The organism is Micromonospora sp. Llam0, assembly GCF_003751085.1.
Taxonomy (GTDB): Bacteria; Actinomycetota; Actinomycetes; order Mycobacteriales; family Micromonosporaceae; genus Micromonospora_E.
The window spans coordinates 1539947-1565456 of record NZ_RJJY01000002.1 but is presented as its reverse complement, the minus strand read 5'-3'; the positions used below and the strand labels follow the sequence as shown (position 1 = coordinate 1565456).

Here is a 25510-nt window from a genome sequence, read left to right as displayed (position 1 = left end):
GGCCCTTGGAGTGGTGATGAGTTCCCGGATTCTGGCTACGACCCCGGTCAGCCGTCGACGGCTGACCGCCGCTGTCACCTGGGCGACGGCGGTCGTCGTCGCCGCCGGCCTGCTGCAGGGGGTGGAGAGCCCGGCCCAGGCCGAGCCATCCTCCGGGGCACCGGCCGTCCAGCAACATGACAAGTCGGCCCCGGACCGCCCGGCGGCTCCGGTGCCGCCCCGCGAGCCGAACCCGGTGGTGCAGGCGGCGCTGCGTACCGCACCGGAGGTTGCCTGGCCGGCGGTCGGGACGGTGGAGGTGCCGGTGACGCCAGTGGCCAGTCCGACCAGCGGGACGGGCCGGGCGGCCGGCGCCGCGCCGCCGAGCAGGGTGCGGGTGCAGACCCTCGACCGCGCGGTGTCGACGAAAGCGAAGGTCGACGGACCGGTCACCCGGATCGGGCGGGCCGCCGGCGAGACCGGTGCCGGCACCGTCCGGGTGGCGTTGAGCTACGCCGGGATCGCCGATGCGTACGGCGGCGATTTCGGTGCCCGACTGCGGCTGGTCCGGTTGCCCGACTGCGCGTTGACCACGCCGGACGCGTCGGCGTGCGCGCCGCAGCCGGTACCGGCGGTCAACAACGCGGGAGCGGACACCCTCACCGCCACGATCGACGTCGGTGCCGGCTCGGCGCTGTACGCGATGGTCGCTTCGGAGGCTTCCGCGCAGGGCAGCTTCGCCGCGACCGAGTTCGCTCCGTCGTCGAAGTGGAACGTGTCACCGTCGTCGGGTGCGTTCAACTGGTCGTACCCGATGCGGGTGCCGCCGGTGCCGGGCGGGCTGACCCCGTCGGTGGTGCTCGGTTACAACTCGCAGGCCACCGACGGGCGGACCGCGACCACCAACAACCAGGGCTCCTGGCTGGGTGAGGGCTTCAGCTACGACCCCGGGTACGTCGAACGCCGCTACAACACCTGTCTTGACGACGGCCGTGACGGCATGGGCGACCTGTGCTGGGCGCACGACAACGCCGTACTCATGCTCAACGGACGGTCCAGCACGCTGGTGCGGACCGGCAGCACCTGGCGGTTCGCCAACGACGACGGGTCGAAGATCGAGCGGTACAGCGGGACGGTCGACGGCGCCGTCAACGGTGACAACGACCGCGAGTTCTGGAAGGTCACCACGATCGACGGCACCGAGCACTACTTCGGGCTGAACCGGCTGCCCGGATGGGCGTCCGGCAACGCCGAAACCAACTCGGTGTGGACGGTGCCGGTCTTCGGCGACGACAGCGGCGAACCCTGCTACAACGCGACACTGGCGAACGCCTGGTGCCACCAGGCCTGGCGGTGGAACCTCGACTACGTCAAGGACCGGCACGGCAACGTCACCTCGTACTTCTACGAGCGGGAGACGAATCACTACGCGCTGCGGGCGCAGACCACCGTCAACGGCACCGTGTACCACCGAGGTGGTTGGCTCAAGCGGATCGACTACGGTCAGCGGCACAACGCGGTCTACTCCACCCCGGCACCGGCCCGGGTGGTATTCACCGACGCCGAACGGTGCATCCCGAGTGGCAGCATCACCTGCGCGCCGGGTCAGTTGAACAACAGCACGGCCAACTCCTGGCCCGACGTGCCGTGGGACCGCAACTGCGCTGCTGGAACCCATTGCACAGCCGGCCAGTCGTCACCCAGCTTCTGGACCCGCAAGCGGGTCAGTCAGATCACCACCGAGATCCGCACCGCCAGCGGATGGACGCCGGTCGACTCGTGGAAACTGACCCACCTGTTCACCAACAACGCCGACGGCAGCCGGTCGCTGTGGCTGCACAAGATCGACCACCAGGGCCGCTACGGTGGCGGCGACCCGCTGACCGTGCCCTCGGTCGAGTTGGGTCCGCTGCAGCTGCCCAACCGGATCGACATCCCCGGCGACAACGTCGCCCCGCTGATCCGGCCTCGACTGACCACCGTCTACACCGACTCCGGCGGTCAGGTCGACGTCGCCTACAAGTCGCCGGACTGCTCGGCCAACTCGCTGCCGACCCCCGGCAACAGCACCCGCCGCTGCTACCCGGTGAAGTGGTCGCCGAGCGGCGAGGTGAATCCGATCACCGACTGGTTCCACAAGTACGTCGTCGAGTCGGTCACCGAAACGGACCGCACGAACGTCGAGCCCGGCACCGCCCTGGCCCCGGACATGGTGACCAGCTACGAGTACCTGGGCGACGCGGCCTGGCGGCACGCCGACCCGGACGGCATCGGTGACACCGAGTTGCTGACCTGGAACCAGTGGCGCGGCTACGAGAAGGTGCGCGTCCGGCGCGGCGACGGCGAGACCTTCACCACCCGCACCGAGCACACCTACCTGCGCGGCATGCACGGCGACAAGAACCCGGCCGGCGGCACCCGCACGGTCACCCGTACCGACTCGGTCGGCACTTCCCACACCGACCACGACGAACTCGCCGGCTTCGAGATCGAGACCGCCGTCTACAACGGCTCCCAGGTCAGCAGCAAGTCGGTGACCAGCCCGTGGCGTTACGAGACCGCCAGCTACAGCCGGCCGTGGGGCACCGATCGGGCGTTCTTCGTCAAGTCGCGGGTCAGTCGGGGCTTCACCGCGCTGGCTGGCGGCGGCTGGCGGGAAACGAAGTCGATCACCACGTACGACCCGGCGACCAGCGGTTACACCGACCCGGTCGGGCGGGTCACGCAGGTCGAGGATCTCGGCGACGTCAGCACCGCCGCCGACGACCAGTGCACCCGGACCACCTACGCCGACAACCACAGCCTGCGGCTACGGACCCTGGTCGCCCGAGAGGAGACCGTCTCGGTCGCCTGCTCGGTCACCAACCCGGACCTGGCGGCCCAACTGCTGACCGACAACCGGACCTCGTACGACGGCCAGGCATACGGTGCGACGCCGACCAAGGGCAACGCCACCCGGATCGAGAAGCTCGCCAGCCACAGCGGTTCCGCCGCGAGCTATGTCACCGTCGGTGAGGGCACCTTCGACATGTACGGCCGGCCGCTGACGGCGCAGGACGGCTCCGGCGCGGTCACCAACATCGCCTACACCGAGACGAACGGTCTGACCACCCGCAAGATGGAGACGGGACCGCAGATCCGGGTCGGCACCGCCGACACCCGGTTCATCGCGACCACCGACTACCACCCGGCGTGGGGACAGCCGGTTACCCAGATCGACTGGAACGGCAAGCGCACCGACGTCGAGTACGACAAGCTTGGTCGCGCCGTCCGGGTCTGGCTGCCGCACCGTCCAAGGACGACTCACCCGGATAGCCCACGCATTCAATACACCTACCGGAACCAGGACAACGCACCTGTCTCGGTGAAGACCGAGCGGCGCGACAGTGCCGGTAACTGGCTGACTCCTGAGTACACGATTTATGACGGCTTCCTGCGCCCTCGGCAGATCCAGGTCCCTGGACCGGACGGTGGACGGCTCGTCTCGGAAACCTTCTACACCGCTACCGGCAAGGTGGCGAAGGTCAACGACAAGTTCCACGCCTCCGGTGCCCCGTCAAGCACTCTGCTGAAGACGGTCAACGGCGATGTCGACCTGCAGACGGTGTATCAGTACGACGGCGTTGACCGGGTCACCGACACCATCACCCAGGTCGCCGGTCAGGAGAAGTGGCGGACGGTCACCACGTACGGCGGGGACCGGGTGCATGTCGACCCGCCGACGGGCGGCACCCCGACGACCACCATCACCGATGCCCGCGGTCAGGTCGTCGAGCTACGGCAGTACCACGGTGCCGGGACGAGTGGCAGCTTCGACAGCACCACGTACACCTACACTCCAGCCGGTCAGCAGGCCAGCGTCACCGACCCGGCCGGCAACGTGTGGACCTATGGGTACGACCAACGGGGTCGCAAGATCGAAGCGGTCGACCCGGACAGCGGAACCAGCACCTTCACCTACAACGACTACGACCAGTTGACCTCCGCCACGGACGGTCGGGGCATCACGATCAGTCACACTTACGATGTGCTCGGCCGCAAGACCGGCACCTATGAGGGCTCGGTCGGAACCGGCACCAAGCTGGCGGAGTGGGGCTACGACACCATCGCGAAGGGGCAGCTCTACTTCGCCACCCGCATCGCCGACGGCGGTCACAAGTACCACGTCATCTACCCGGCTAGAGATGCCTTTTATCGGGTGCAGGAGACCCGCTACTTCATCCCAGAGGCAGACACCCACGCCGAACTCGCCGGGACCTATCGATTCTTCACTCAGTACAACAATGACGGAACCGTACAGAGCACGAGCTTCCCTGAAAGCGGCGGGCTTTCGGGCGAAACGATTGTTTACAGCTACGACGATCTGCAGCGGGTTACCAAGATCAGCAACTGGATGTATACGTACCTCAGCCGGGCTGAGTACGCGCAGACGGGCGAGCTGTTGCAGGCTGAAACCAGCGTCGGTAGCCGTAAGGTCTACGGCACCTACTTCTACGAAGAGGGCACCAAGCGGCTGACCCGGTCGATGCTGAGCAGGCAGGCATTTTCGGGCGAGAATCCGATGGTGCCGACCAGCGACATCGACCAGCACTACGAGTACGACGACGCCGGTAACGTCCTGTCGATCGCTGACCGGCCGGGCTCCGGAGTGCGGGACATCCAGTGTTTCCAGTACGACTATCTGCGGCGGATGACGCGGGCGTGGAGCACGGCGACCACCGCGAGTGATTCGTGTGCGGGTGGGCCGGGCACCAGCGGGGTGGGCGGACCGGCGCCGTACCACCACTCCTACAGCTACGACCTGGCTGGTAACCGGCTGAGCGAGACGATCCACGCCGCAGGTGGGGCCGACGAGGTGGAGCGGACGTATTCGTATCCGCAGCCGGGTCAGGCACAGCCGCACACGTTGTCGCAGGTGGTCGAGGAGACTTCGGCGGGTGACCGATTGTACTCGTACGAGTACGATGCGGCGGGCAACACGACGAAGCGGGTCCGGGTCGGCGAGGAGCAGGACCTGGTCTGGAACGCCGAGGGCCGGCTGGAGTCGGTCACCGAGGACGGGAAGACCACCAGTTTCGTCTACGACGCCGATGGCGGTCGGTTGGTCCGGAAGGATCCGGATTCGATCACGGTGTATCTGCCGAACATGGAGTTGAAGCTGAACCGCTCCAACTCGGTGGTCGATGGGACGCGCTACTACCCGGTCGGCGGTCAGTTGACGGTGGTGCGAACGGTCGCGGGTGTGCAGGTGCAGGCTGCGGATCATCACGGTTCCGGGCAGGCCGCGGTGGACGGAGCGACGGGGCAGATCACGCATCGGCGGATGGCGCCGTTCGGCACGCCGCGCGGCACTCAGCCGGGGGTTGGTCAGTGGTTGGGTGAGAAGGGCTTCGTTGGTGGTACGGAGGACGCATCGACGGGGTTGACGCATCTAGGTGCGCGGGAGTATGACCCGCAGACTGGTCGGTTCATTTCGGTGGATCCGATCATCGATGTGAGTGATCCGCAGCAAATGCACGGGTACGCGTATGCAAACAATTCGCCGGTGTCGTTTGCGGATCCGGATGGTCTGCGGCCGTTGGCGACGGGTAGTGGTGCGGAGGAAGACGCGTACTGGAAGAAGTACGGTGAGCAGTTGGTGTACTCGATGTCGTCGAACCGGTGGACGGTGGTGCCGCGGCCGCCGCCGGTGTCGACGGTGCCGCCGGAGGTGGCGCAGGCGCGTCGGGATGTGGAGGACGCGAAGCAGGTCGTTGTGGCGGTGGCGAAGGAGCTCGGCCAGATTTTGATGGACGAGTTAGGGATCACCGATGCGGTCGACTGTTTCATCAACGGTGATCTGGCGGCTTGTGCGACGACGGCGTTGAACGTCGTGTTGACGGCGGTGGGTGGTGCGGCGGGGAAGCTAGCGGCCCGATACTGGAACAAGTTGGACCACGTTGGTGCCCTGGTGAACCGATTGTGGAACCTGGGCGGCCAGTTGAAGAAGGCTGTTGGCAAGTTCTTCAGCAGCCGCAGGAAACTCGACGACCTGGGTAGCTGTCCGACGAGGCACAGTTTTGTGCCGGGCACGTTGGTGCTGCTCGCCGATGGTTCGACGAAGCCGATCGATGAGCTCGAGGTCGGCGATCTGGTGATCGCGACTGATCCGGAGACCGGTGAGTCGGAGGCGAAGGCGGTCGTCGCCACGATTACCGGGCACGGTGTCAAGGAACTGGTCGAGATCATCGTGGACACCGACAGTGACCGAGGCGACGCCGAAGGTGTTCTGGTTGCCACCGATACCCACCCGTTCTGGGCGCCCGATACAGGCGAGTGGCTCCATGCTGGCGACCTGACAGCCGGGCAGTGGCTGCAGACCTCCGCCGGTACGTGGGTCCAGATCACCGCCGTCCGGCAGTGGACCCAGACCCAGAGGGTCCACAACCTCACCATCGACGACATCCACACCTACCATGTGGCGGTCGGGGTAGCCCCGGTGCTGGTGCACAACTGTGGTGGATACTTTGACGGTCATGCTGATTCGTGTGAATGCGAAGGTATCGGTGACATCACTTACGAGGAAGTGTTAGATGATGTCGTTGAGGAGGCTGATGATTTTACCGGGCATGCCCTGGAGCGGTTGAAGGGGCGTGGCGTCTCTGAATCGCAGGCTAGGGCTGTCCTTGACAGGCAACCGTTCTCCTATCGGCATGATGGGCAGTGGAAAATGGGCTACTACGACCCTCGCTCAAAGATATTCATTGCTAAGACTGTCGATGGAAACGTAAATACAGTTATGACAAACGTCGACAAGGCGTATATTCGTCGACTCCAAGGTGGTCGTTAAGTAGTGGCTGAGTTTAGGGTGACTTACGATGCGAAGGCTGATGCGGCCTATATCTATCTGGGTGAGGTGGGACCTAGTGGGGTTGCCTCTATGTACCCATGTGATCCAATTCGCGTCGGTGGAATGATCAATCTCGACTTCGATGATAGTGGCAGGCTTGTGGGGGTGGAGGTGCTTGGTGCTGCATCGAAGTTGCCGCGAACTCTAATCGATCAGGCGGAAAGAGTGTGAAGCGATCAACGGTTTTCGGCTATTGTTAGTAGTCCGCCGATCGGTCAGGGTCGTTGCGTAGTCGGCTGAGGGCTGGCTGAGGTGGGAGTTTGGGAGGAATTCGGGGGTCTATGCAGGATGGGCGCGGCCTGGCGGCCGCGTACGACCCGGAGCTGACCACGATGACCCCTGTACGTCCACGGCGACGAACAGCCGGTGGCGCTGCGTCAGTCCTGACTTCGGTCACCGGCTTCCGGCGCGACGGTGGGTAGCGCTCTGACCTGGGGTGTTGGGTGCTGGTGGGGTGTTTCTGAGGCACTAACGGTTCCCCTTACGCTCGGGTTCATGGCGTGGATTCGGCGGGTGCGGACGGCCTCGGGCGCGACGGCGGTGCAGATCGCCGAGTCCGTCGGGGGACGTCGGCGGATCGTGGCTCATGTGGGCTCGGCGCATACCGAGGCCGAGTTGGGGCTGCTGATGGGCACGGGCCCCGCGAGTTGCTCGCCGATCCCGGTCAGGGCGAGTTCGACCTCGGTGTCGCCCCGGGCGCGCAGAGGACGACACTGATCGGCCCGGCCAGCGACGCGGGGCTGTTCGAAGTCGCCGGTTCGTCGGAGCGTGGGCCGGCGGCGGTCGCCGCGCCGCGGGTGGTGTCGACGGCGTCGCGGGTGCTGTACGAGGCGCTGGCCTCGGTGTTCACCTGCCTCGGGTTCGACGCCCTGGACGACAAGGTGTTCCGGGACCTGGCGATCGCGCGGATCGTGGAACCGACCTCGATCCGCGACACCGGCCGGGTACTGACCGACCTGGGGTGTCAGCCGGCCAGCGAGAAGACGATGCGCCGCACCCTGACCCGCGCCCACACAGGCGCGTACCGGGACCAGATCGCGCGGCTGTGCTTCGCCCACGCCATGAACAACGGCGACGTCAGCCTGTGCCTGTACGACGTGACCACGTTGTACTTCGAAGCCGAGAAAGAGGACGACCTGCGCAGGGTCGGCTACTCCAAAGAGCGGCGGGTGGACCCGCAGATCGTCGTCGGGCTGCTGGTCGACCGGCACGGGTTCCCGTTGGAGATCGGCTGCTTCGCCGGCAGCAAGGCCGAAACGTTGACGTTGCTGCCGGTCATCCGCCAGTTCCAGGCCCGCCACCAGATCACCGGCATGGTCATCGTCGCCGACGCCGGCATGCTCTCGGCGACCAACCTACGCGAACTCGACGACGCCGGCCTCGGCTTCATCGTCGGTTCACGCACCACCAAGGCGCCGATCGACCTCGAGTCGCACTACCGCTGGCATGGCGACCACTTCACCGACGGACAGACCATCGACACCGTCACCCCCCGCACCGGCGCCAACCGCGACAACGACCCCGCCCTCAAGGCCGAACCGGTGTGGCACCCGAAAACCCACACCCGTTCATGGCGGGCGGTGTGGGCGTACTCCGCCAGCCGCGCCGCCCGGGACAACAGGACACTCAACGCCCAGGAAGCGAAGGCGCGGGCCGTCATCGCCGGGGAGAAGGCGGCACGGACTCCGAGGTTCGTCACCATCAACGGCGACGCCCGCACCCTCGACGAAGCGTCCCTGGCCAGGGCACGCAAGCTGGTCGGACTGTCGGGTAGCCCCGACCCATTGCTGGGTCGGGGCCCCCTCAGAGTGAAGTGGGCCGCCGGCGAGGTGCCCATGGTGTGGGTCCTTTTCCGTCGGCCTCTTCCCGAACCGTGCTGGTCGGTTTCCCTGACACACGGCTCTCCAGTGGTCAGTTCCGGGTGGATGTGCGTGTCCGACCGGCGTGGATGTCCTCGTGGCAGTTCCGGCAGATCACGAGGGTCTTGCGGCGCCGTTTGGCCATGAGGTGCACCCACGCGGGTTTGTCGGGTCGATCGCGGCGGTTGAGGTCGGCGAGTTTCCGCAGGTGATGGACTTCCAACCTGTCGGTGGACTCGCAGAGCTCGCATCGTCCGGCCAGCAGCCGGTGGATCAGTTCGTTGCGGTTGGTGCTGGCCATGATCGGTGACATGTCGGTCAGGACCGCTGCGCGTTGGCGGCGGAGCGGTATCCCACCGAAACGGGCGACCAGTGGCTTCCTGCCTCGGTCCCGGGGGACGGTGACCTGGAAACAGGTCCGTGGCCCGTCAGGGGTGCCGATGACCGTCTTGTACTTGCGGGCCATCTTCGTGACGGTGGACCGGTGTTTGCCTGCGAGGGTCTTGAGCATGGAGGTCTCCATGACCCAGCGCAGGGTGTCCAGGCGGAACACGTCCTGGGCGAGGAGGTAGTACTGGACCAGGCCCCGGTACTCGGCCTGGTACTTCGCGACGATGGTGAAGTCGTCGTCGTGAAGCAGCGCACCGCGTTGGGCGGGTTTGCCTTCGCGCAGGTAGTTCGCGCATCGCTGTCTGATGACGTCGCGGGGCACGAACAGTCCGATTGCCCCGTTGGCCGCTCGGCGGCCCCGGGTGATCTTCGTGTCCGAGTGTTGCGTCTTGATCTCGTAGCCGAGGAACTGCGCCGCCTGGCTGGTGGCGTGGGTGATCAACGTCTTGGATGGCGAGAGTTCCAGCTTGAGTTCCTCGCGCAGGAACGTCGCGATCCGTGTCTTGATCTGTTCGGCTTCGTGCCGCGGTCCGGCGAACCCCAGCAGCCAGTCGTCGGCGTAGCGCACATACCGAAGTCGTCGATAGCCCGGATCGTTGGGGTCCTGGCTCGGTATCCGGCGGCGGCGCTGCGTGAGCAGCCGGACCGCAGCACGGTCACCGTGGCGTTTGGCCTTCGCGATCTGGTCGACGACGACTTGGTAGGCGCGGTGGCGCCGACGCCGGACGCCTTGATGGTATTCAGGCAGCAGAGTCTGTTCGACGAACCGGTCCAACCGGTCCAGGTAGATGTTCGACAAGACCGGTGACGCCACTCCGCCCTGCGGCGCACCGCTGAGCGTGGCGTGCCATCGCCAGTCTTGCAGGTACCCGGCCGTGAGCATGTTGGACACCAACCGCAGGAACCGGCCGTCATGGATCTTCTCCGCCAGAATCGAGCCCATGACCTGGTGATCAAGAGACCCGAAGCAGTCGGAGATGTCGCCCTCGATGAACCAGTGCGTTCCCTTCCAGACCTCGACCACCTCACTCAACGCGGTGTGGCAGCCCCGGCCCGGACGGAAGCCGTGGGACCGGTCGGAGAACTGGACGTCGTAGTACGCCTCCAACAGCAGGCGCACCACCTCAGCGACCAGTTTGTCCGACCACGTCGGCAGGCCCAGCGGGCGCGATCTCCCGTTGCTCTTCGGGATATGCACACGCTTGACCGGCCGCCATCGGTAGCGCTCACGACGTAGCACGTCGATGATCGCTTCGATCTTGGCCAGGGACATGCCGTCCACGGTCTCCGGCGTGACCCCGGGCGTCATCGACCCCTTGTTGGCGTAGATGCGCCCGTAGGCCAGCAGGAACAACTGCGGGTTGAACAGTTGCCGATACAGCCTCTCGATCGGCAGGCCACGCCTGCCGCGTTCTCGGATGACGCCCAGCACCGTTGCGGCGTTCCGCATCACGCGTACCTCCCATCGCTGGACGTCGTGATCACCTGTGCCCCTTCGCCCTGCGGTCCGGCTTTCCCGGCCTCCCTGGCGGGTCGTGACTCCCGCGACTACTACGGGCACTCCGTCGCCGTAGGACTCGCGTCCCGTAGGCGATCCCGTGGTACGTCTTCGTCATACGTGTCGAGCCCGACGTAGGCCGCCCACTCATCCCCTCACCCGCCCTCGTTGGGCGGTGCCACACGCCGTGGAGGTTGCATCGACCTCCGGGTTCATGCCGACGCACGACGCGGCATCGGTTTCAAGCGTCATTCCGATGGATGCGCACATTCATCGCTGGGGATTGGGCTTCAAGCAATCCAGCCTTGGCCATATCGGGCGGGTCCCGTGACACGTCACCCTGGACGCCTCCAGACAACCGTCACGCTTCCGGCATGCTCTTGTCCCCTCGCGCTTTCGCGTCCAGGTAAGCCGGCAGACCCAGGAACCTCCCTCCAGTTCCTCCCCGCTGCGCGGGGGATACAACGAAGCGCCTCACGGCGCACACCGGACGTGCCCCTTTCAGAGCATCCGGCTCAAGCAAGTCCAAGGACGGTGTCAGGTGCGGGGAGGAACGTCGGCAGGATCTCGGTGGGGTCCGGTCGCCGTCTGCGGCGCTGTCGCCAGTAGTCGGTCAGGGTCGGGTCATCGACGGATGCCCGGCCCTTCACCTTCACGTGGCGGACAATGGGAGTCCATGCGAATCGTCGCAGGTCGCGACCACTGTCGTGGTCGCCGAACACCCACCGGTCGTCGCGTCTGGGGTTGAACCGTCCCCAGTAGCGAGCCTGAACCCATCGATTCCCCTTGTTCGGATGCGCGCGTCGCGCCCAGCGCCAAAGGCGTATCCACATCCAGTAGTCCAACTGGGCGTAGATCTTCTTTGACGCTCCGATACGGTAGTACGCCGCCCATCCCCGGATGATCGGGTTGAGCGCGGCGATGATCGCCGCCGCGTTGGCACCGTTGCGTCTGGTCACTTCGACTCTGAGCTTGTCGCGGATCCGTTGCCGCGCGGCCTTGGATGGCATGGTCAGGACCTTCCCGCTGGTCGGGTAGCGCCTGATGGTGAACCCGAGGAAGTCGAACCCCTCGGACAAGGGCACGATTTGTGTCTTGTCCTCGTTGAACGCCAGCCCTCGGGGCTTGAACCATTCCGTTAGCCGCGCCTTGACCGCCAGGGCTTCCTCGCGGGTGTGGCACATGACCACGAAGTCGTCCGCGTAGCGGACAACGGCCGGAGTGCCGGGCACGATCCCGTCCGCCTGTGACTTCCTGGTCGGGGAGTACCTGCGTTCCCCGGCGGCTTCCTCCATCCCGTGCATGGCGATGTTCAACAGCAGCGGTGAGATGATGCCACCTTGCGGGGTTCCCGCCTCGGTCGGCAGATACTCGCCCTGCTCCATGACCCCGGCCTTCAACCACGCGGCGACGTGTTCCCTGGCGGGGAACCCGTTCAGCATGGCCAGGAGGTGGTCATGGTCGATGTTGTCGAACGCCGCCTTCAAGTCGGCGTCCAGCACCCATGCGCGAAGCGACTTGCGCTTCCCGCACAGGCCGAAGATCGACTCGATGGCGTCATGGCAGCCACGTCCGGGCCGGAAGCCGTAGACGTCCGGCTCGAAGCGGGCTTCCCACTCCGGCTCCAGCGCGTTACGGACCATCGCCTGGATGGCGCGATCGATCAGCGTCGGGATGCCGAGCGGTCGGCGTTTGCCGTTCGCTTTCGGGATGTAGACACGCCTCACCGGCGAGGGCGTCGTCGTCATCGCGTTCTTCGACAGCCACTGAACCATGGCGGTCCGTGACTCGTCGTCGAGAACGACAACACCGTCCACCCCGGCGGTGTGGCGTCCCGCGTTGTCCTGCGTCACCCGGCGCACGGATACGAGCACGTTCGCTCGTGACCGCAGCATCAGGCGTTGCAAGCTGCGGACCCGCTTGTGGTCCGCGTCCTTTGCCGCCGTGAAGATCCGTTGCCTCAACGCACGTACGTCCGCCTCGACCTTCGACCAGACGACGCCCGGCCACCAGTCGAAGCGCTCGTCTGCGGGTCTGTTCGCCGAAGCGTCCAACATCCCCCGCAATTCCCTGCGCATCCGCACCTTCCATTCACGACTCACCTGGCTCACGTCAGCCCGGTTTCCCGTCCGGGAACGTGCCCGGTATCCAGGTGGTTATCGCTACGGCAACTGCTTGGAGGAGCAGCCGCGTGCCGCGCGTTTCCCAGTGCCTTTCGACGTCCTGGCGTTCGCTTCTTGAGCCATCCTGTTCCCGCCGCGCACGTCAACGCCCCTTACGGGCACGTCCACCGGATCAACCGGCGCGTGACGGGGTTTCCGTGTTCCACACCCTTCAGATACGACCTGGCAGGGCGCCGTCTATCCCCCGAGGGCAGTGGTGTCCTCGCACCGAGACCCTTACCTCTCTCGTGCCACCTGCCGGACCTTCCCCGGCCGGCCCTTGCCACCCCCGCCGCCTGCCAGCAAAGGGGCTCAACGTTAACGAGGGGTCGACGACGGTTCACTTGCGTTCGCCCATCCAGGTCTCCCTCTCTGTCAGGCTGAGTTGAGACAGGCCGTCTACCAGGGGATACGCTCCCCGGGACGGGTCTGAGGGGAGTTCATCAGCATGGCAGACAAGTCCATCGGTTCCGGCGATCTGGACGCCAAGCCGGTTCGTCGGACATTCACCGCAGAGTTCAAGGCCAGGATCCTCGCGGAATACGACGCGGCCCCCGACGCCACGGCCCGGGGTGCGATCCTGCGCCGGGAACGCCTGTACGGATCACACATCCTGGACTGGCGCAAGGCCCGTGACGCGGGCGCAGCGGCAGGCCTGACCGACCGACGCCAGTCCACCGAACGGACCCGGAAGAACACCGAGTCAGCCGAACTCGCCCGGCTACGTCGACAGAACGCCCGCCTCGAGATCGAGCTGACCAAGACACGCACAGCACTGGACATCATGGGAAAAGCGCACGCGCTCTTGGAACTGCTCTCCGAGAGCGCGGACACCGCGACACCCCCGCCGGCCTCGGCGAGGCGCACACCGCGCTGACACCACTGTGGGGCACCGCTGCGGCGTGCCGACTGACCGGCCTGTCCCGAGCCACCATCTACCGCCACCGCGACCCGACACCGCCGAAGCCCCGGACACCCCGCAGACCATCACCGTCCGCACTGACCGAAACCGAACGACAGCAGGTCCTCGACCTGCTCAACAGCCCGCCCTACCAGGACCTGGCACCCGCACAGGTATGGGCACGCGAACTCGACGAGGGCCGCTGGTGGTGCTCCGAGTCCACCATGTACCGAATCCTGCGCGCCGCTGGACAGAACGGCGAACGCCGCAACCAGGCCACCCACCCGGCCCGCACCAAACCCGAACTCGTCGCCGACGCCGCGAACCAGATATGGAGCTGGGACATCACGAAGCTACGCGGACCCGTCAAAGGCGTCTGGTACCACCTGTACACCGTGATCGACATCTGGTCCCGCTACGTCGTCGGTCACCTGGTCGCCACGCACGAGGACGGCCAACTCGCCGAAGCGCTGATCGCCGACGCCGCCGCCCGCGAACGCGTCGACCCCGACCAGCTGACCGTGCACGCCGACCGGGGCGCGGCGATGACCTGCAAGACCATCACCCAACTCCTCACAGACCTGAAGATCGGCCGCAGTCACAGCCGACCCAAGACATCCAACGACAACCCGTACATCGAGGCGAGCTTCAAGACCCTGAAGTACGACCCCACGTTCCCCGACCGGTTCGGGTCGATCCAGCACGCCCGGCAGCACTGCGAAGCCTTCTACACCTACTACAACCACGAGCACCGGCACTCCGGGATCGGCCTGCACACCCCCGCCTCGGTGCACCACGGCACCGCTGGACAGATCCGTCAGCAACGCCAGCACACCCTCGACGCCGCCCGTGCGGCTCACCCACACCGGTTTGGCCGCCGCCGACCCCAGCCGCCCCGCCTACCGGACCGGGCATGGATCAACAAACCAGACAACACCGCCCCCGACCAGAGCACCACCCCGCCCACGACCACACACCCAGCAACACAAAGCTAAGAAAAATCAAGAAGCTGTCTCACTTGCCTTGACAGGCTCCGGGTCGTGCCGTCAGCGGCAGCGGCTACACCGCGGGCTGGGCCGGAGACATGGCCGACGTCGCGGTCTTCGACCGCGTACTGGTGTCCCGCGAGGCGCGAGACCTGTCGGCTCGGCCGACGACCTCGTTCGGCTACTGGCCGCTGGACGAGGCCACCGACGGCAACAGCCCGGAGTACGGCGGCGGCGCGGACCTGCGGCTACACGGCGATTCGCACCTGTACGCCCCGGATATGGACGAGGACCCGTTCGTTGAGACCCCGCTGGTAGGCGATGGGCATCTGGTGCTCGACGGAGTCGACGACTGGGCGCAGACCGACGGGCCGGTCGCGGTGACCGACCGCAGCTTCACCGTCGGCGTACGGGTGCGGTTGCCGGGCCCGAACTGCGGAGACACCGACCAGGCGGTGCTGTCCCAGGCTGGTACGACGGCTAGCGGGTTCGTCATCCGCTGCCACGCCGCGTCGAATCGCTGGGAACTGGTCCTGCCACAGCAGAACACCACCGACCCGACGACGACAGTCGTCTCCGACAACTTGACGTACCCGGAATGGGATTACTTCGGCCAGCACTTGGCGGTGGTCTACGACTCGGCGCGCCAGGAGGTGAGACTTTACGTCGACGGCTACCTTTCTGCGACCGGCACTGCCGCGTACACGGCCGGCTGGCGGGCGAACAGCGGCCTGCAGGTGGGCCGGGCGTTGCACGACGGGAGCTTCGGCCAGTACCTCACCGGCGTCGTTGACGAGGTCCGGGTGTACGCGGGAGCCGCCGACGAGACCATGATCGCCGAGATGTCAGGAACGGCGGGCGGCCCGATCGGGTAGATTTAGCTGGGTGGGAATGGACGGACTCGGTATGCAGAATCTGACGGGGGACATGAGGCGTAGCATCGCCGAGAGGTTCGCCAGATCCGGTTGGGTGGAGATGGCCACCGGCGAAGAAGACTACGCTGTTCTGGGGAAGTGCAAGGGCGATCTAGGGCTTCGGATTGGGTTCGATCTGTCGATGCGAGAGTTTGGACTCTCCTTGAACCCCTCGGTAGGAGTTCACCACGGTCGGGTTTCGGCCTTAGTGGGCTCCTTGTACGGGCTGTCCGATGGTGGTTTCTTGGTCGGCTCTTCGCTAGCAGGTCTGTTTGATGCGGCTGGCCGCGAAGGAGGTTTGCTTCCGCGATGGTGCGTCCTGTCCAACGATGACGTCGACTTAGTTGTCGATCTACTCGAGTCCGACATCCGGGCGTACGCGATCCCCTATTTTGATGGATTCTCCAATTTTTCTGATATTGCTTCCAGCTTGAAGGAAAGGCCAAATATTTCCCAGTTTGAACTAGGTCGACTGGCGGTTGTCTGCGCTGAGCTTGGGGATCTTTCATCTGCCAGGTCTGCGATTTCCAGTATTAGACGCCTCGCTGACTTCAGCTCCACTTTCGTGGCCGATCAGATCCGGCTATTTATCGGCAACTTCGAAAAGGAATATGGGTGCTGATGTAGGAAGTTGAAGGCTCGGTGGTTGGGTCATGGTTGGGAAGGACCATTCGGCGTTGCTTGCCGAGGCCGAGTTGCACCTCATTGGGGCAGCTGACTATTCTGAACTGCCTATCCGGCCGCCAATGTGCCGTCGTGGGGGGCGCGACAAAGTGAGGTCATCGTGTCGGCAATGGTTGCTTTGAAAATGGAGAGGTTTTCCTAAGGAGCGTTACGTTCGGGGTGCTAATGGATGAACTTCTTTCTGTCCTGAGTGACCCTGCTGGTCATCAAATCGTCGTGGATGCGGTTGATCTAAACTGTTTGTGGATAGATGAGGTGAACCTGGGCCGCCGGCTTGATCTGGTTGCCGCTCTCCGTCGTTCAGTCGACAACTTCGTTGCAGGTCGACTTGCGGTCCGACCCGACGATGTTGCTCTTGAGCAGTTACATGAACTGGCATCCGAATTACGACGACGGTATCGATGAGAAGTCAGATCAAGCTGTTCTTTTCAAGCTTCAGGGAGAATTGCCATCCTTGCTAACCGGAGGGCTGGCGCAGGCAGGAGTCGTCGGGGTCGATGGTGGTGGTGATGCGTCGGCCGATGTCGCGTAGCTGCCGGCACTGGGCCTTCGTCATCGGGTCGAAGACGAGTCGGCGCACCTCGGCGACGTGCCCGGGGGCCGTGGCGACCAGCTTGTCCCAGCCGTCGTGGGTCAGCGTCGCGAGGGTGTAGCGGCCGTCGGTCGGGTCCGGCGTGCGGCTGACCCAGCCGCGTTTCTCCAGCCGGGTGACGACCTGCGACAGCCGTGACAGCGATCCGTCGGCGATCATGGCGAGCCGGCTCATCCGCATGGTGCGCTCGGGCGTCTCGGACAGCGCGGCCATCACCTGGTACTCGAAGTGGCTGATCCCGGCGTCGCGCTGCAACTGCCGGTCGAGCGCCGCCGGCAGCCTGGCCAGTACGCCGGCGAGGGCGAACCAGGTCTCCAGTTCCTCCTTGTCGAGCCAGTGCGGCTGCTCGGTCGGGGTGGCCATGTCGTCGAGTCTAGCTTCAAGCGTCAAGTGATCACGAGAGCTGCGTCACTTGACGCTTGAAGTCATTGCGGACTAGCCTCGCTTCAAGCTTAAAGCGTGACGACATCGGAGGCAGATATGAACATCGTTCTGTGGGTACTCGCCGGCGCACTCGCCGCAGCATTCCTCGGCGCCGGGGTGATGAAGGTCAGCCAGCCGAGGGAGAAACTCGTCGAGAAGGGGATGGGCTTCGCCGCAGACTTCCCGATGGGTCTGGTCCGGACCATCGGCGCGCTGGAGATCCTCGCCGCGATCGGCCTGATCCTGCCGGCGGTCACCGGCATCGCCCCGATCTTCGTACCGCTGGCCGCCCTGGGCCTGGTCGCGATGATGATCGGCGCGGCGATCGTGCACTTCCAGCGCAAGGAGTACCCGGCGATTCTGCCCAACCTGGTCCTCCTGGCAATGGCCGCCGTCGTCACCTGGGGCCGCTTCGGCCCGTACGCCTTCTGACCATTCCGCCCACATCACGTCACCACCTGGGGAGACCTGACCAATGCCTGAGCTGTTCGAGCCGGTGGCCATCGGCAAGTGGAACCTGCCCAACCGGGTCTTCATAGCGCCCATGACCCGCAACCGGGCGCAGCCCGACGGGGTGCCGGGCGAGCACGCCGCCAGCTACTACCGGCAGCGGGCCACCGCCGGCCTGATCATCACCGAGGGGGTGCAGCCGAGCGCCGTCGGGCAGGGCTACCCGAACACCCCCGGCCTGCACACACCCGCGCAGGTCGACGGCTGGCGGCGGATCGCCGACGCGGTGCACGCCGCCGACGGGCGGATCGTCGCCCAGCTGATGCACGCCGGCCGGATCGCCCACCCGGACAACAAACACGGGCAGGAGACCGTCGCGCCGAGTGCCGTCACCGCCGACGGCACGATGATCACGGCCACCGGCAGACAGCCGTACCCGACGCCCCGCGCCCTGACCACCGACGAGCTGCCACAGGTCGTCGACGAGTTCCGGCAGGCGGCGCGCTCAGCCATCGACGCCGGCCTCGACGGGGTCGAGCTGCACGGCGCCAACGGCTACCTGTTGCACCAGTTTCTCGCCCCGGCGACCAACCGGCGTACCGACGGGTACGGCGGTTCGCCGGCCGCCCGTGCCCGGTTCGTCGCCGAGGCGGTTGCCGCCGTCGCGCAGGAGATCGGCCCGGAACGGGTCGGCCTGCGGCTCTCCCCGGCCAACGGCGCCAACGGGCTGGTCGAGGACGACCCAGCCGAGACCGCCGCCACCTACCGGGCGCTGGTCGACGCGATCGCCCCGCTCGGCCTGGCCTTCCTGCACCTGTCGATCGACCCGGCCGATCCGCTGCTCGCGGACCTGTCGGCCCGCTTCGGCGGCCCGGTCGTCGTCAACACCGGGTTCGCGTCGGTCACCGATCGGGAAACCGCGCAGACCCTGGTACGCAGCGGGCAGGCGACCGCGGTCGCGGTCGGTCGGCCGTTCATCGCCAACCCCGACCTGGTACGCCGCTGGCGTGAGCAGGCTCCGCTCAACGAGGTCGACCAGGCGACGGTGTACGGCGGTGACGCCCACGGCTACACCGACTACCCGTTCCTGGACGGTGCCAGCACGTCGGCCGACGCCGGATAGGCCCCGACGGCAGCACTGCGGCCCTGCGGGGCTCCGGTCTCGCGGCACTGCGGGTTCAGCGGACACGATGCCCGGGAATCCGGACAGGCCGCGACCGGGGCCTCGTCACCCGCCGCCGGCCCCGGCACCGTGATCGGCATGACCTCGAATCTGCTGCACCGCTGGCCGAGCGCGCTCGGCCTGGGGTGTGCCGTACTGGTGCTGGTGGCCGGGGCCGGGCGTGAAGTCCTGGCGATCGTGCTCGGTGTCGCCGTGCTCTGCTACCTCACCGCCGCCGCGACCCGGCGGCGCTGGATGGCCTGGGTCGGTCTCGGCGCCGGCTCGGTGGCGGTCGCGGCGAGTGAGCTGGCCGGCCTGCCGTGGTGGGCCGGCCTCGGCTTCGTCGCGGTGGTGCTGGTGGCCGGTGGCCTGGTCGGCGGTGTGCCGAGGGCGCCGCTCACCGCGCAGACGGTTGCGCTGCTCGGCTACGGGGGGCTCGCGGTCACCGCGGTGCTGGTCGTGCCGGCTGTCGGGATGGTGCTGGCCGGGCTGGCGTTGGCCGCGCACGGCGTCTGGGACGTCATCCACTACCGGCGTGACGAGGTGGTGCCCCGGTCGCTGGCCGAGTTCTGCGTCCTGCTGGACGTCCCGTTAGGACTCGGCTTCCTGGCCCTCGCCGCCACCGGCGCCGTTTCCGGCTGACCCAGCTGACCCGGCCGGGTCAGCTGGGGCACCGGTGCGGCTGCTGCGGTACGCGGCCCGGTAACCGGACGGGGTGATGCCGTACCGGTCCATAAAGGACTGGCGCAGCGCGTCGGTGGAGCCGAAGCCACACCGGGCGGCGATCGCGGCCAGCGGTAGCCGGCTGGTGACCAGCAGGTGGGCCGCCGCCTCGGTCCGTACGTCTCGCACGAAGCGGGCCGGGTTCTGCCCCAGGTGGGCGACGAACAGCCGGGTGAGGTGACGTTCGCTGACCGCCGCCCGGGCGGCGAGCGCCGGCACGCTCAGGTCGGCGTCGGGCGCGTCCCGGATTGCCCGGACCAGGTCGCGGACCAGGCTGTGCTCGGGGACCGGGGCGGTCAGGAACATGCTGACCTGGGCCTGGTTGGCCGGCCGTTGCAGGTAGGTGACCAGCGCGCGGGCGACGTGGCGGGCCAGCTCCGCGCCGTGGTCCTCCTCGACGAAGGCCAGAGCGAGATCGAGGGCGCTGGTGACGCCGGCCGCCGTTGTCACCACGCCGTCGCGGATCCACAGTGGACGGGCGTCCACCCGTACGGCCGGGTGGCGGGCGGAGAGCTGGTCGGCGTACATCCAGTGGGTGGTGGCCCGCCGCCCGTCCAGCAGCCCGGCGGCGGCCAGCACCGACGCGCCGGTGCAGACCGAGGCGACCCGGCGGGACTCCCGGGCCAGCCGCCGTACGTGGGCGACCAGCCGGGAGTCCCCGGCGGCGGCGAGATGCCCCTCCCCGCCCGACACGATGACCGAGTCGAGCGGGCCGCGGAGCCGTTCGAGCGCGGCCTGGGCGTGCAGCGTCAACCCGGACTGGCAGCTGATCGGCTGCCCTGCCGGGGCGGCGACCACCAGCTCGTACGGTGGGTCCGCGCCCCGGTTGGCATAGTCGAACGTCGTCGTCAGGCAGGCGATGTCCAGCAACTCGGCGTCCGGGTAGCCGATCACGGCCACCACCCGGGGCGGGGCAGCACGGTGGCGGGTCACCTCACCAGCGTGCCGGATGCCCACCAGGGTCGGTATCGACCGTCAAGCGGGCGGGCCGACCGTGACCGTTGCCGTGGCCGGCATACACGAGCCGGTGTCGGCGGTCGCGGTGACCCGGGCGACGGCTCCGACGCTGCCGGGTGCGGCGGTGATGGTGACCGGATGCTCCGGGCTACCAGGTCGGGTGACCGTCGGGGTGACGCTGACACCGGGATCGCCGGTGACGGTCAGGGTCAACGCCGGGGTTGCAGCGCAGGCGGCCAGCACGAACGTCACGATCGCGGTGCCGCCCTCGGGCACCTCCACCCGCGACGGGCAGGCGATCACCATCAGCGCCGGTGGTATCGGCGCGGGCGTGAAGCCGACCATCGGCGAGTCGGCGCTGGCCGCCGGGGCGACGGTGAGGACCCGGGCGAACGCGGTGTGTCGGGGGATGTTCGGTGAGCCGACGCGCAGCGCCGGATGGTCCGGCGGGACGTCGATGCCGTACGGGGCGCTGCTGTCGCTGCCGACCAGGATGTCGTTGATGTAGAACTCGACCCGGTCGATGGTCCCCACGTCGGTGCTGGCGTCGGCGGTCATCCGGACCGCGCAGACCGGCACCAGCAGGCTGCCGTCGATCGGACTGGTCAGCGTCACCTCGGGTGACGGCTCCGGCCCGGTGCCGTCGCACGGCTCGCCGTTGATGGTGCAGCCCGGATCCTGCGGTCGGCCGCCGGTCCAGGCACCGACGTACCCGATCTCGACCGACCCGCCGGCGGCGATGACGTTGTTCCACGTTGTCGGGGTGGCGGTGAGGGTCCCGCCGCCCAGGGTCCAGTTGGCGTTCCAGCCCTGCTGGACCGTTTCGCCGGCCGGCAGCGTCAGCACCAGTTTCCAGCCGTTGACCGCTGTGGCGCAGTTGTTGGTGATGGTGATGTCGCGGAAGACGCCACCGCTGTCCGGGCCGTTGTTCCAGTAGCTGCTCTCGATTGTCACCGTCAGACATCCGGTGCTGGTGGCGTCGCCGCCGGTCGCGTACGCCGGGGCGCTGGTCACCGCCGTTCCGCTGGTGGCGAGAAGCATCGCGGCGGCGACGCCGGCCGCGGCCCGCCACCACGAGGTCCGGGGGCGGCTGCGGGGCACTTCATCGGTACGGTGGTGCGTCAGTGGGGTGAACGACAACGACATGGGGCTGGTCTCCTTCGATCCCAGGAACCCGTGCCGACCCGGCGGGCCGGCAGGACGGACGGTCCCACAGCTGTCCGCCGGCCCAGGCCACTGTAGGCACCCACATCGTGGCATCAGCGACCGTCGATGCACAACGGGTGTGATGGGCCGCTCCCCTCGTGGCGCCACTTCCGGAGGTGGCAGTGAGTGGGGTGGCAGTGAGCCAAGCGGTTGGCGGGTGAACCCGGGGGCCGTCGCCGGCCCCGCGCTCTCTTGGCGCTGGCTGATCAGGCTCGGCGACCCGTAGCAGCGGGCGGTGACTTGGCTGACGGCTTGGCGGAATGCCTGTCTGCGGTTTATGCGAGCTTCGTCGCGGAGCTTTGTTGACCGACCGTCACGGTGGCGGCCGGCGCAGACTTCACCCACGTCGAGGTGACGCTGACGCACGCTACCTTCGCGGCTTGACGTGCGTCAGCGTCACCTCGATACGGCACGCCGGCCGTTCCGGTCTTGGCGATAACTGAGAGTGAGAGTGAAGCCCGGTAGGCGAGCCCGAATTCGGCGTGCGGGTCTGACGAGGGCGGTTCGCCCCGGCCGGGGTTGGCGTCGGGAGAGCCGGTCGAGCCGGTCGAGTTGTCGGCAACGTGGGTGCCTCGTCCCTGCTAACCAATGATCAGGTCTTGGTCGTAGTCCGAGCGGGTGATCGGATGCGCGCCTTCTGACAGGCCGTCGGCGTGTCGAGTCGATGAAGCGCAGTGGATCATCGCCCGGCGATGCCTGAAGAGACGGCAGAGGTCACCGGTGGCCGGTCGAGGCCCTACGGCTTGCGCATCCACGTCGCCGGATCGGTGACGAAGACACCTTTGCCCTGGTGGCGGTCGATGACCTCGAGTGCTTCGAGCCGCACAAACACCAGGCGGATCGTTGACGGGCTCACGTCGTACTGCTTGCAGAGCTGGGCGATCGACGGCAGTTTGTCGCCGGCCTTGAGTGTGCCGTTCTTGACGTCGGCGACTATGGCGTTCGAGATCTTGAAATAGTCGGGCAAAACAGGCATGGCGCTCCCTCGCGTGGCACCTCCATTCGACCACGTCACTTATGTGTGGAGCAAGGTTTAGATGGCCACCACGCAGAGGTTGACATCGGCGACATCCGCACATAAGTTCATCGCTACGGGCGCTCCCTCGCGTGGCAACGATGGGTGCTCGTGCCCCTGGTCGGGGCGGGGTGGTGGCGCGCGGCCTGCCCGCCCCGACCGCCCTACCCGAGCGAATCCCCGCGAAACCCGTAAACCCGAAACGCGTAGCCGCAAACCCGACACCGCAAACCCGACATCCGTAAATCCGTAACCCGTAAGCCCGTGAGTAGCAGAGATCCAGCATGAGCCGCTCCGGGGTCGTACTCGCCGAATGTGGCTGCGACCGGCCGGAGCTGGGGCGACCCGTCGGCTATGAGTCCTCCCGCCTCGGCCTTCCCGGCTGGCGGGTCGCCCCGTCCAAGCACACAGATACGCAGCACCAGCACCAGCACCGGGAGCAGATCAGGCACTACACCAGCGCGGCATCGCGTCGGCGGCACCGGCTGCCGGCGTACTCCTGACCGAAGGGGAACCCCGACGATGCGCAACCTTCTCCACCGGATCTTCAACCGACCAGGCCGGCGAGCGAACCGGGTGGTCGAGCCACCGCAGCACCTGCGGCCCCGCAACGCCGGGGTGCTTCGCAACGCCGGAGTGTTCCGCCGGCCGCCGTTGCGGCCCCGGATCCACCCCGGCCAGGTCCGCGACCGCCGGTTCCGCGAAGTGCGGCGCGGCCTCGACCCCGCCGAGGTGTACGCCTTCCTGCACTACGTCGCCGAGGACCTGACCGCCCTGCGCGACGACCTGCGGCGCACCGACGACGAGAACCTGCGGATCAAGCGGGCGCTGCGCGAATGGCAGTCCTCCCAGACCCGGATGTACGCATGACCGGCGGGCCGCGTACCCAACTGGTGTTGACCGTCGCGAACCTGGACACCGGCGCGGTCGCCTCCGCCAGCGTGGTGCCCGGCGACATCGCGCCGGAGCAGGCACCACACGGCGGCTGGGAGATACCACTGTGGCCGGTGCGCGACGAGTTGGCGGCGCAGGTCAAGGTCGACCGGTCGACGCTGCGTGACCTGCGCTACCTGGACCACACGGCCCCGCTGGGGGCCGATCCGGTGCTGAGCCTGCCGTCGACCTGGCGGCCGGACCTGCCGGCCGCCGAGCGGGCCGCCGGGCTCGCGGCGGCGCACGCCGGTCCCGGCCACCCGGCCTGGTCGATCCACTTCGGGCATACGGTGGCTGAGCCGCCGGTCAGCGTCGACGAGTCGTTGGGCCGGCTGTGCGCGCTGGCCGACCTGCTCTGCCTCGACCTGGTCGTCGAGGCCCGGTGGGGGGTGTTCGCGGCCGGCCTCAACTGGGACATCAGGTTCGAGACGCCCGGCGCGGCAGTGCCCCGTGACCAGCGCGGGTACGCCGCGAGCCTGTCCGCCGCCGTCGACGGTACCGCCGTGGCGGACGCGTTGGCCGGGCTGGCCGAGCGGTCGTTGACCGCACCGGCGCACTTCCTGCTGCCGGCGTTGCGGTCGGCGGCGCCGCCCGACGGGATCGACGTCGAACGGCTGGAGCGTCGGATCGTCCAGGACTGCGGTACGGCACCGCCGGTCCCGGCCGGTGCGGGGGAGTGGACCGCCGGCGCGCAGGCGATCTGGCGGGACCGCCGCTGGCACCGCACGTCGCTGTGCCGGATCCCGGGCCCCCGGCCGGCGATCCCCGAACTTGCCCCGGTGCTGCGCCGGACCTGGCAGCCGCCGCTGCCGCCGTGGCTCGGCGAACCGATCCCGAGTGTGCCGTGCCCGGACTGTCACGCCACCGGCTGGCGGCACCCGGTGCTGACCTGCCGGCGGTGCGACGGTCACGGCCGGCAGTTCGACGGTGTCGTCGTCACCGTCACCAATCTGCGGGACCGGGCGACGCACGTCGAGTGGCGGCCGAGCCGCACCACGAGCGGGGACACCGGTGCGTCCGTCAACGGGCCGGGTGGGTCGCCGGTGGTGCGGTTGCCGGAACGGTTCCGGCTGGCCCGGCTGGCCGGGGTGTTCGGCGTACGGCCGGTGGACCTGCTCGACCTCACCGGCGAGCGGGTGGTCCCGCAGGAACTGCGCGAGGCGGTGGTGCCGGTGCTCGGCGACGGGCCGGACCCGATCCGGCGGTACCTGCGGGCTGCCGCCGCCGGCCGGCCCGGTGCCCGCCTGCTGGTGCACGCCACCGACTGGGCGGAACTGCCGGCGTTCGACGCGTTCGCCGCGCTGGTGGTCGGGCTCGGCCTGGCGCTGCGGGTGACCGCGCGGGACATGCGGCCGTACGTCGACGATCCGATGGTGGTGCACGACCTGCTCTGGGGCGTCGAGGCGATGCCCGCGACCGGCCCGGTCGACGAGGTGGAGCCGGTCGACGGGACGGAGCGGGTGGGCGAGCCGGAGCCGGTCGATGAGCCGTTGAGTCGCAGTGTGCAGCAGGCGCTCGGCCGCTGCCTGCGCTACCTGGAGCTGGCGGTGGTCGAGTCGCTGCCGGCCGACCCGGCACGGCCGATCCCGGTGCCGCAGCAACTGGTGCCGCCGGTCGTGCCGGACATCGTCGGGCGGCTCACCGAGCTGGCCGCCGCGCACGCCGGGCAGGTGGTGGCCGCTCACCTTGACCAGGCCGGCTGCCGCTACTGGGTCGCCCCCAGCCGCTGAGGCCTGGGCCGACCCGAGCCGCTGAGGCTGATGCCACAGGTGCATCATGATGCACCT

At 67.6% G+C, this 25510-nt stretch carries 19 protein-coding genes; 13 read left to right on the top strand and 6 right to left on the bottom strand.

The window, feature by feature from the left end:
* Positions 1–16 precede the first annotated feature (16 nt).
* The 3 genes from EDC02_RS34540 to EDC02_RS34530 all read left to right on the top strand — a co-directional run bounded on the left by EDC02_RS34540 (position 17) and on the right by EDC02_RS34530 (position 8874).
* Positions 17–6808, top strand: coding sequence for an RHS repeat-associated core domain-containing protein (locus EDC02_RS34540; protein WP_123606349.1), 6792 nt, complete (start codon positions 17–19; stop codon positions 6806–6808).
* Positions 6809–6811: 3 nt separating this feature from the next.
* Positions 6812–7039, top strand: a complete 228-nt coding sequence (locus EDC02_RS42990; protein WP_123606348.1) for a DUF2283 domain-containing protein — start codon at positions 6812–6814, stop codon at positions 7037–7039.
* Between the two features lie 476 nt (positions 7040–7515).
* Positions 7516–8874: an IS1634 family transposase gene (locus tag EDC02_RS34530; protein ID WP_233606591.1), complete on the top strand. Its 1359-nt coding sequence runs from the start codon at positions 7516–7518 to the stop codon at positions 8872–8874.
* Here EDC02_RS34530 and EDC02_RS34525 read toward each other — a convergent pair.
* Together EDC02_RS34525 and ltrA are read right to left on the bottom strand one after the other, a co-directional pair.
* Positions 8780–10567 carry a reverse transcriptase/maturase family protein gene (locus EDC02_RS34525; RefSeq protein WP_123606347.1) on the bottom strand — a complete coding sequence of 596 codons (1788 nt, stop codon included), beginning with the start codon at positions 10565–10567 and terminating at the stop codon, positions 8780–8782. The two genes, EDC02_RS34530 and EDC02_RS34525, sit on opposite strands and share 95 nt — an antisense overlap.
* A 563-nt stretch (positions 10568–11130) precedes the next feature.
* Complete coding sequence (gene ltrA, locus EDC02_RS34520) at positions 11131–12693, bottom strand: group II intron reverse transcriptase/maturase (protein WP_233606590.1); 1563 nt, start codon at positions 12691–12693, stop codon at positions 11131–11133.
* 532 nt (positions 12694–13225) lie between these two features.
* Here ltrA and EDC02_RS34515 point away from each other — a divergent pair.
* The 4 genes from EDC02_RS34515 (at position 13226) to EDC02_RS39925 (ending at position 16200) form a co-directional block, all read left to right on the top strand.
* Positions 13226–13654: a hypothetical protein gene (locus tag EDC02_RS34515; RefSeq protein ID WP_123600236.1), complete on the top strand. Its 429-nt coding sequence runs from the start codon at positions 13226–13228 to the stop codon at positions 13652–13654.
* On the top strand, positions 13651–14673 hold the full coding sequence (locus tag EDC02_RS34510) for an IS3 family transposase (protein ID WP_123600235.1): 1023 nt from the start codon (positions 13651–13653) through the stop codon (positions 14671–14673). The genes EDC02_RS34515 and EDC02_RS34510 overlap by 4 nt, the downstream gene beginning before the upstream one ends.
* Before the next feature lie 89 nt (positions 14674–14762).
* Positions 14763–15539 (top strand): LamG-like jellyroll fold domain-containing protein, encoded by a 777-nt coding sequence (locus EDC02_RS34505; RefSeq protein WP_123606345.1) that lies wholly within the window; start codon positions 14763–14765, stop codon positions 15537–15539.
* A gap of 10 nt (positions 15540–15549) precedes the next feature.
* On the top strand, positions 15550–16200 hold the full coding sequence (locus EDC02_RS39925) for a hypothetical protein (RefSeq protein ID WP_148083757.1): 651 nt from the start codon (positions 15550–15552) through the stop codon (positions 16198–16200).
* A gap of 519 nt (positions 16201–16719) precedes the next feature.
* On the opposite strand, the gene EDC02_RS34500 is transcribed toward EDC02_RS39925, so the two are convergent.
* Positions 16720–17217, bottom strand: a complete 498-nt coding sequence (locus EDC02_RS34500) for a MarR family winged helix-turn-helix transcriptional regulator (RefSeq protein WP_123606344.1) — start codon at positions 17215–17217, stop codon at positions 16720–16722.
* 117 nt (positions 17218–17334) lie between these two features.
* Between EDC02_RS34500 and EDC02_RS34495 the strand changes: the two genes are divergently transcribed.
* The 3 genes from EDC02_RS34495 (at position 17335) to EDC02_RS34485 (ending at position 19531) form a co-directional block, all read left to right on the top strand.
* Complete coding sequence (locus EDC02_RS34495; RefSeq protein WP_123606343.1) at positions 17335–17709, top strand: DoxX family protein; 375 nt, start codon at positions 17335–17337, stop codon at positions 17707–17709.
* A 43-nt stretch (positions 17710–17752) separates the two neighbouring features.
* Positions 17753–18850 (top strand): alkene reductase, encoded by a 1098-nt coding sequence (locus EDC02_RS34490; RefSeq protein WP_123606342.1) that lies wholly within the window; start codon positions 17753–17755, stop codon positions 18848–18850.
* 138 nt (positions 18851–18988) lie between these two features.
* Entirely contained in the window at positions 18989–19531 is a 543-nt protein-coding gene (locus tag EDC02_RS34485; RefSeq protein WP_123607379.1) for a hypothetical protein, read from the top strand.
* Here the strand turns inward: EDC02_RS34485 and EDC02_RS34480 are convergent.
* The 3 genes from EDC02_RS34480 to EDC02_RS34470 form a co-directional block, all read right to left on the bottom strand.
* Positions 19481–20545 (bottom strand): GlxA family transcriptional regulator, encoded by a 1065-nt coding sequence (locus EDC02_RS34480; protein WP_199758018.1) that lies wholly within the window; start codon positions 20543–20545, stop codon positions 19481–19483. The genes EDC02_RS34485 and EDC02_RS34480 overlap by 51 nt on opposite strands.
* A 42-nt stretch (positions 20546–20587) precedes the next feature.
* Positions 20588–21715 (bottom strand): cellulose binding domain-containing protein, encoded by a 1128-nt coding sequence (locus EDC02_RS34475; protein WP_158632411.1) that lies wholly within the window; start codon positions 21713–21715, stop codon positions 20588–20590.
* A 796-nt stretch (positions 21716–22511) separates the two neighbouring features.
* Positions 22512–22751, bottom strand: a complete 240-nt coding sequence (locus tag EDC02_RS34470) for a winged helix-turn-helix domain-containing protein (protein ID WP_123606340.1) — start codon at positions 22749–22751, stop codon at positions 22512–22514.
* Between the two features lie 323 nt (positions 22752–23074).
* Between EDC02_RS34470 and EDC02_RS34465 the strand changes: the two genes are divergently transcribed.
* The 3 genes from EDC02_RS34465 to EDC02_RS34455 are packed head-to-tail and all read left to right on the top strand — an operon-like array spanning position 23075 to position 25453.
* Positions 23075–23293: a hypothetical protein gene (locus EDC02_RS34465; protein ID WP_123606339.1), complete on the top strand. Its 219-nt coding sequence runs from the start codon at positions 23075–23077 to the stop codon at positions 23291–23293.
* A gap of 19 nt (positions 23294–23312) precedes the next feature.
* On the top strand, positions 23313–23660 hold the full coding sequence (locus EDC02_RS34460; RefSeq protein WP_123606338.1) for a DivIVA domain-containing protein: 348 nt from the start codon (positions 23313–23315) through the stop codon (positions 23658–23660).
* Positions 23657–25453 carry a hypothetical protein gene (locus EDC02_RS34455; protein WP_123606337.1) on the top strand — a complete coding sequence of 599 codons (1797 nt, stop codon included), beginning with the start codon at positions 23657–23659 and terminating at the stop codon, positions 25451–25453. Before EDC02_RS34460 ends, EDC02_RS34455 begins: the two co-directional genes overlap by 4 nt.
* Positions 25454–25510 lie beyond the last annotated feature (57 nt).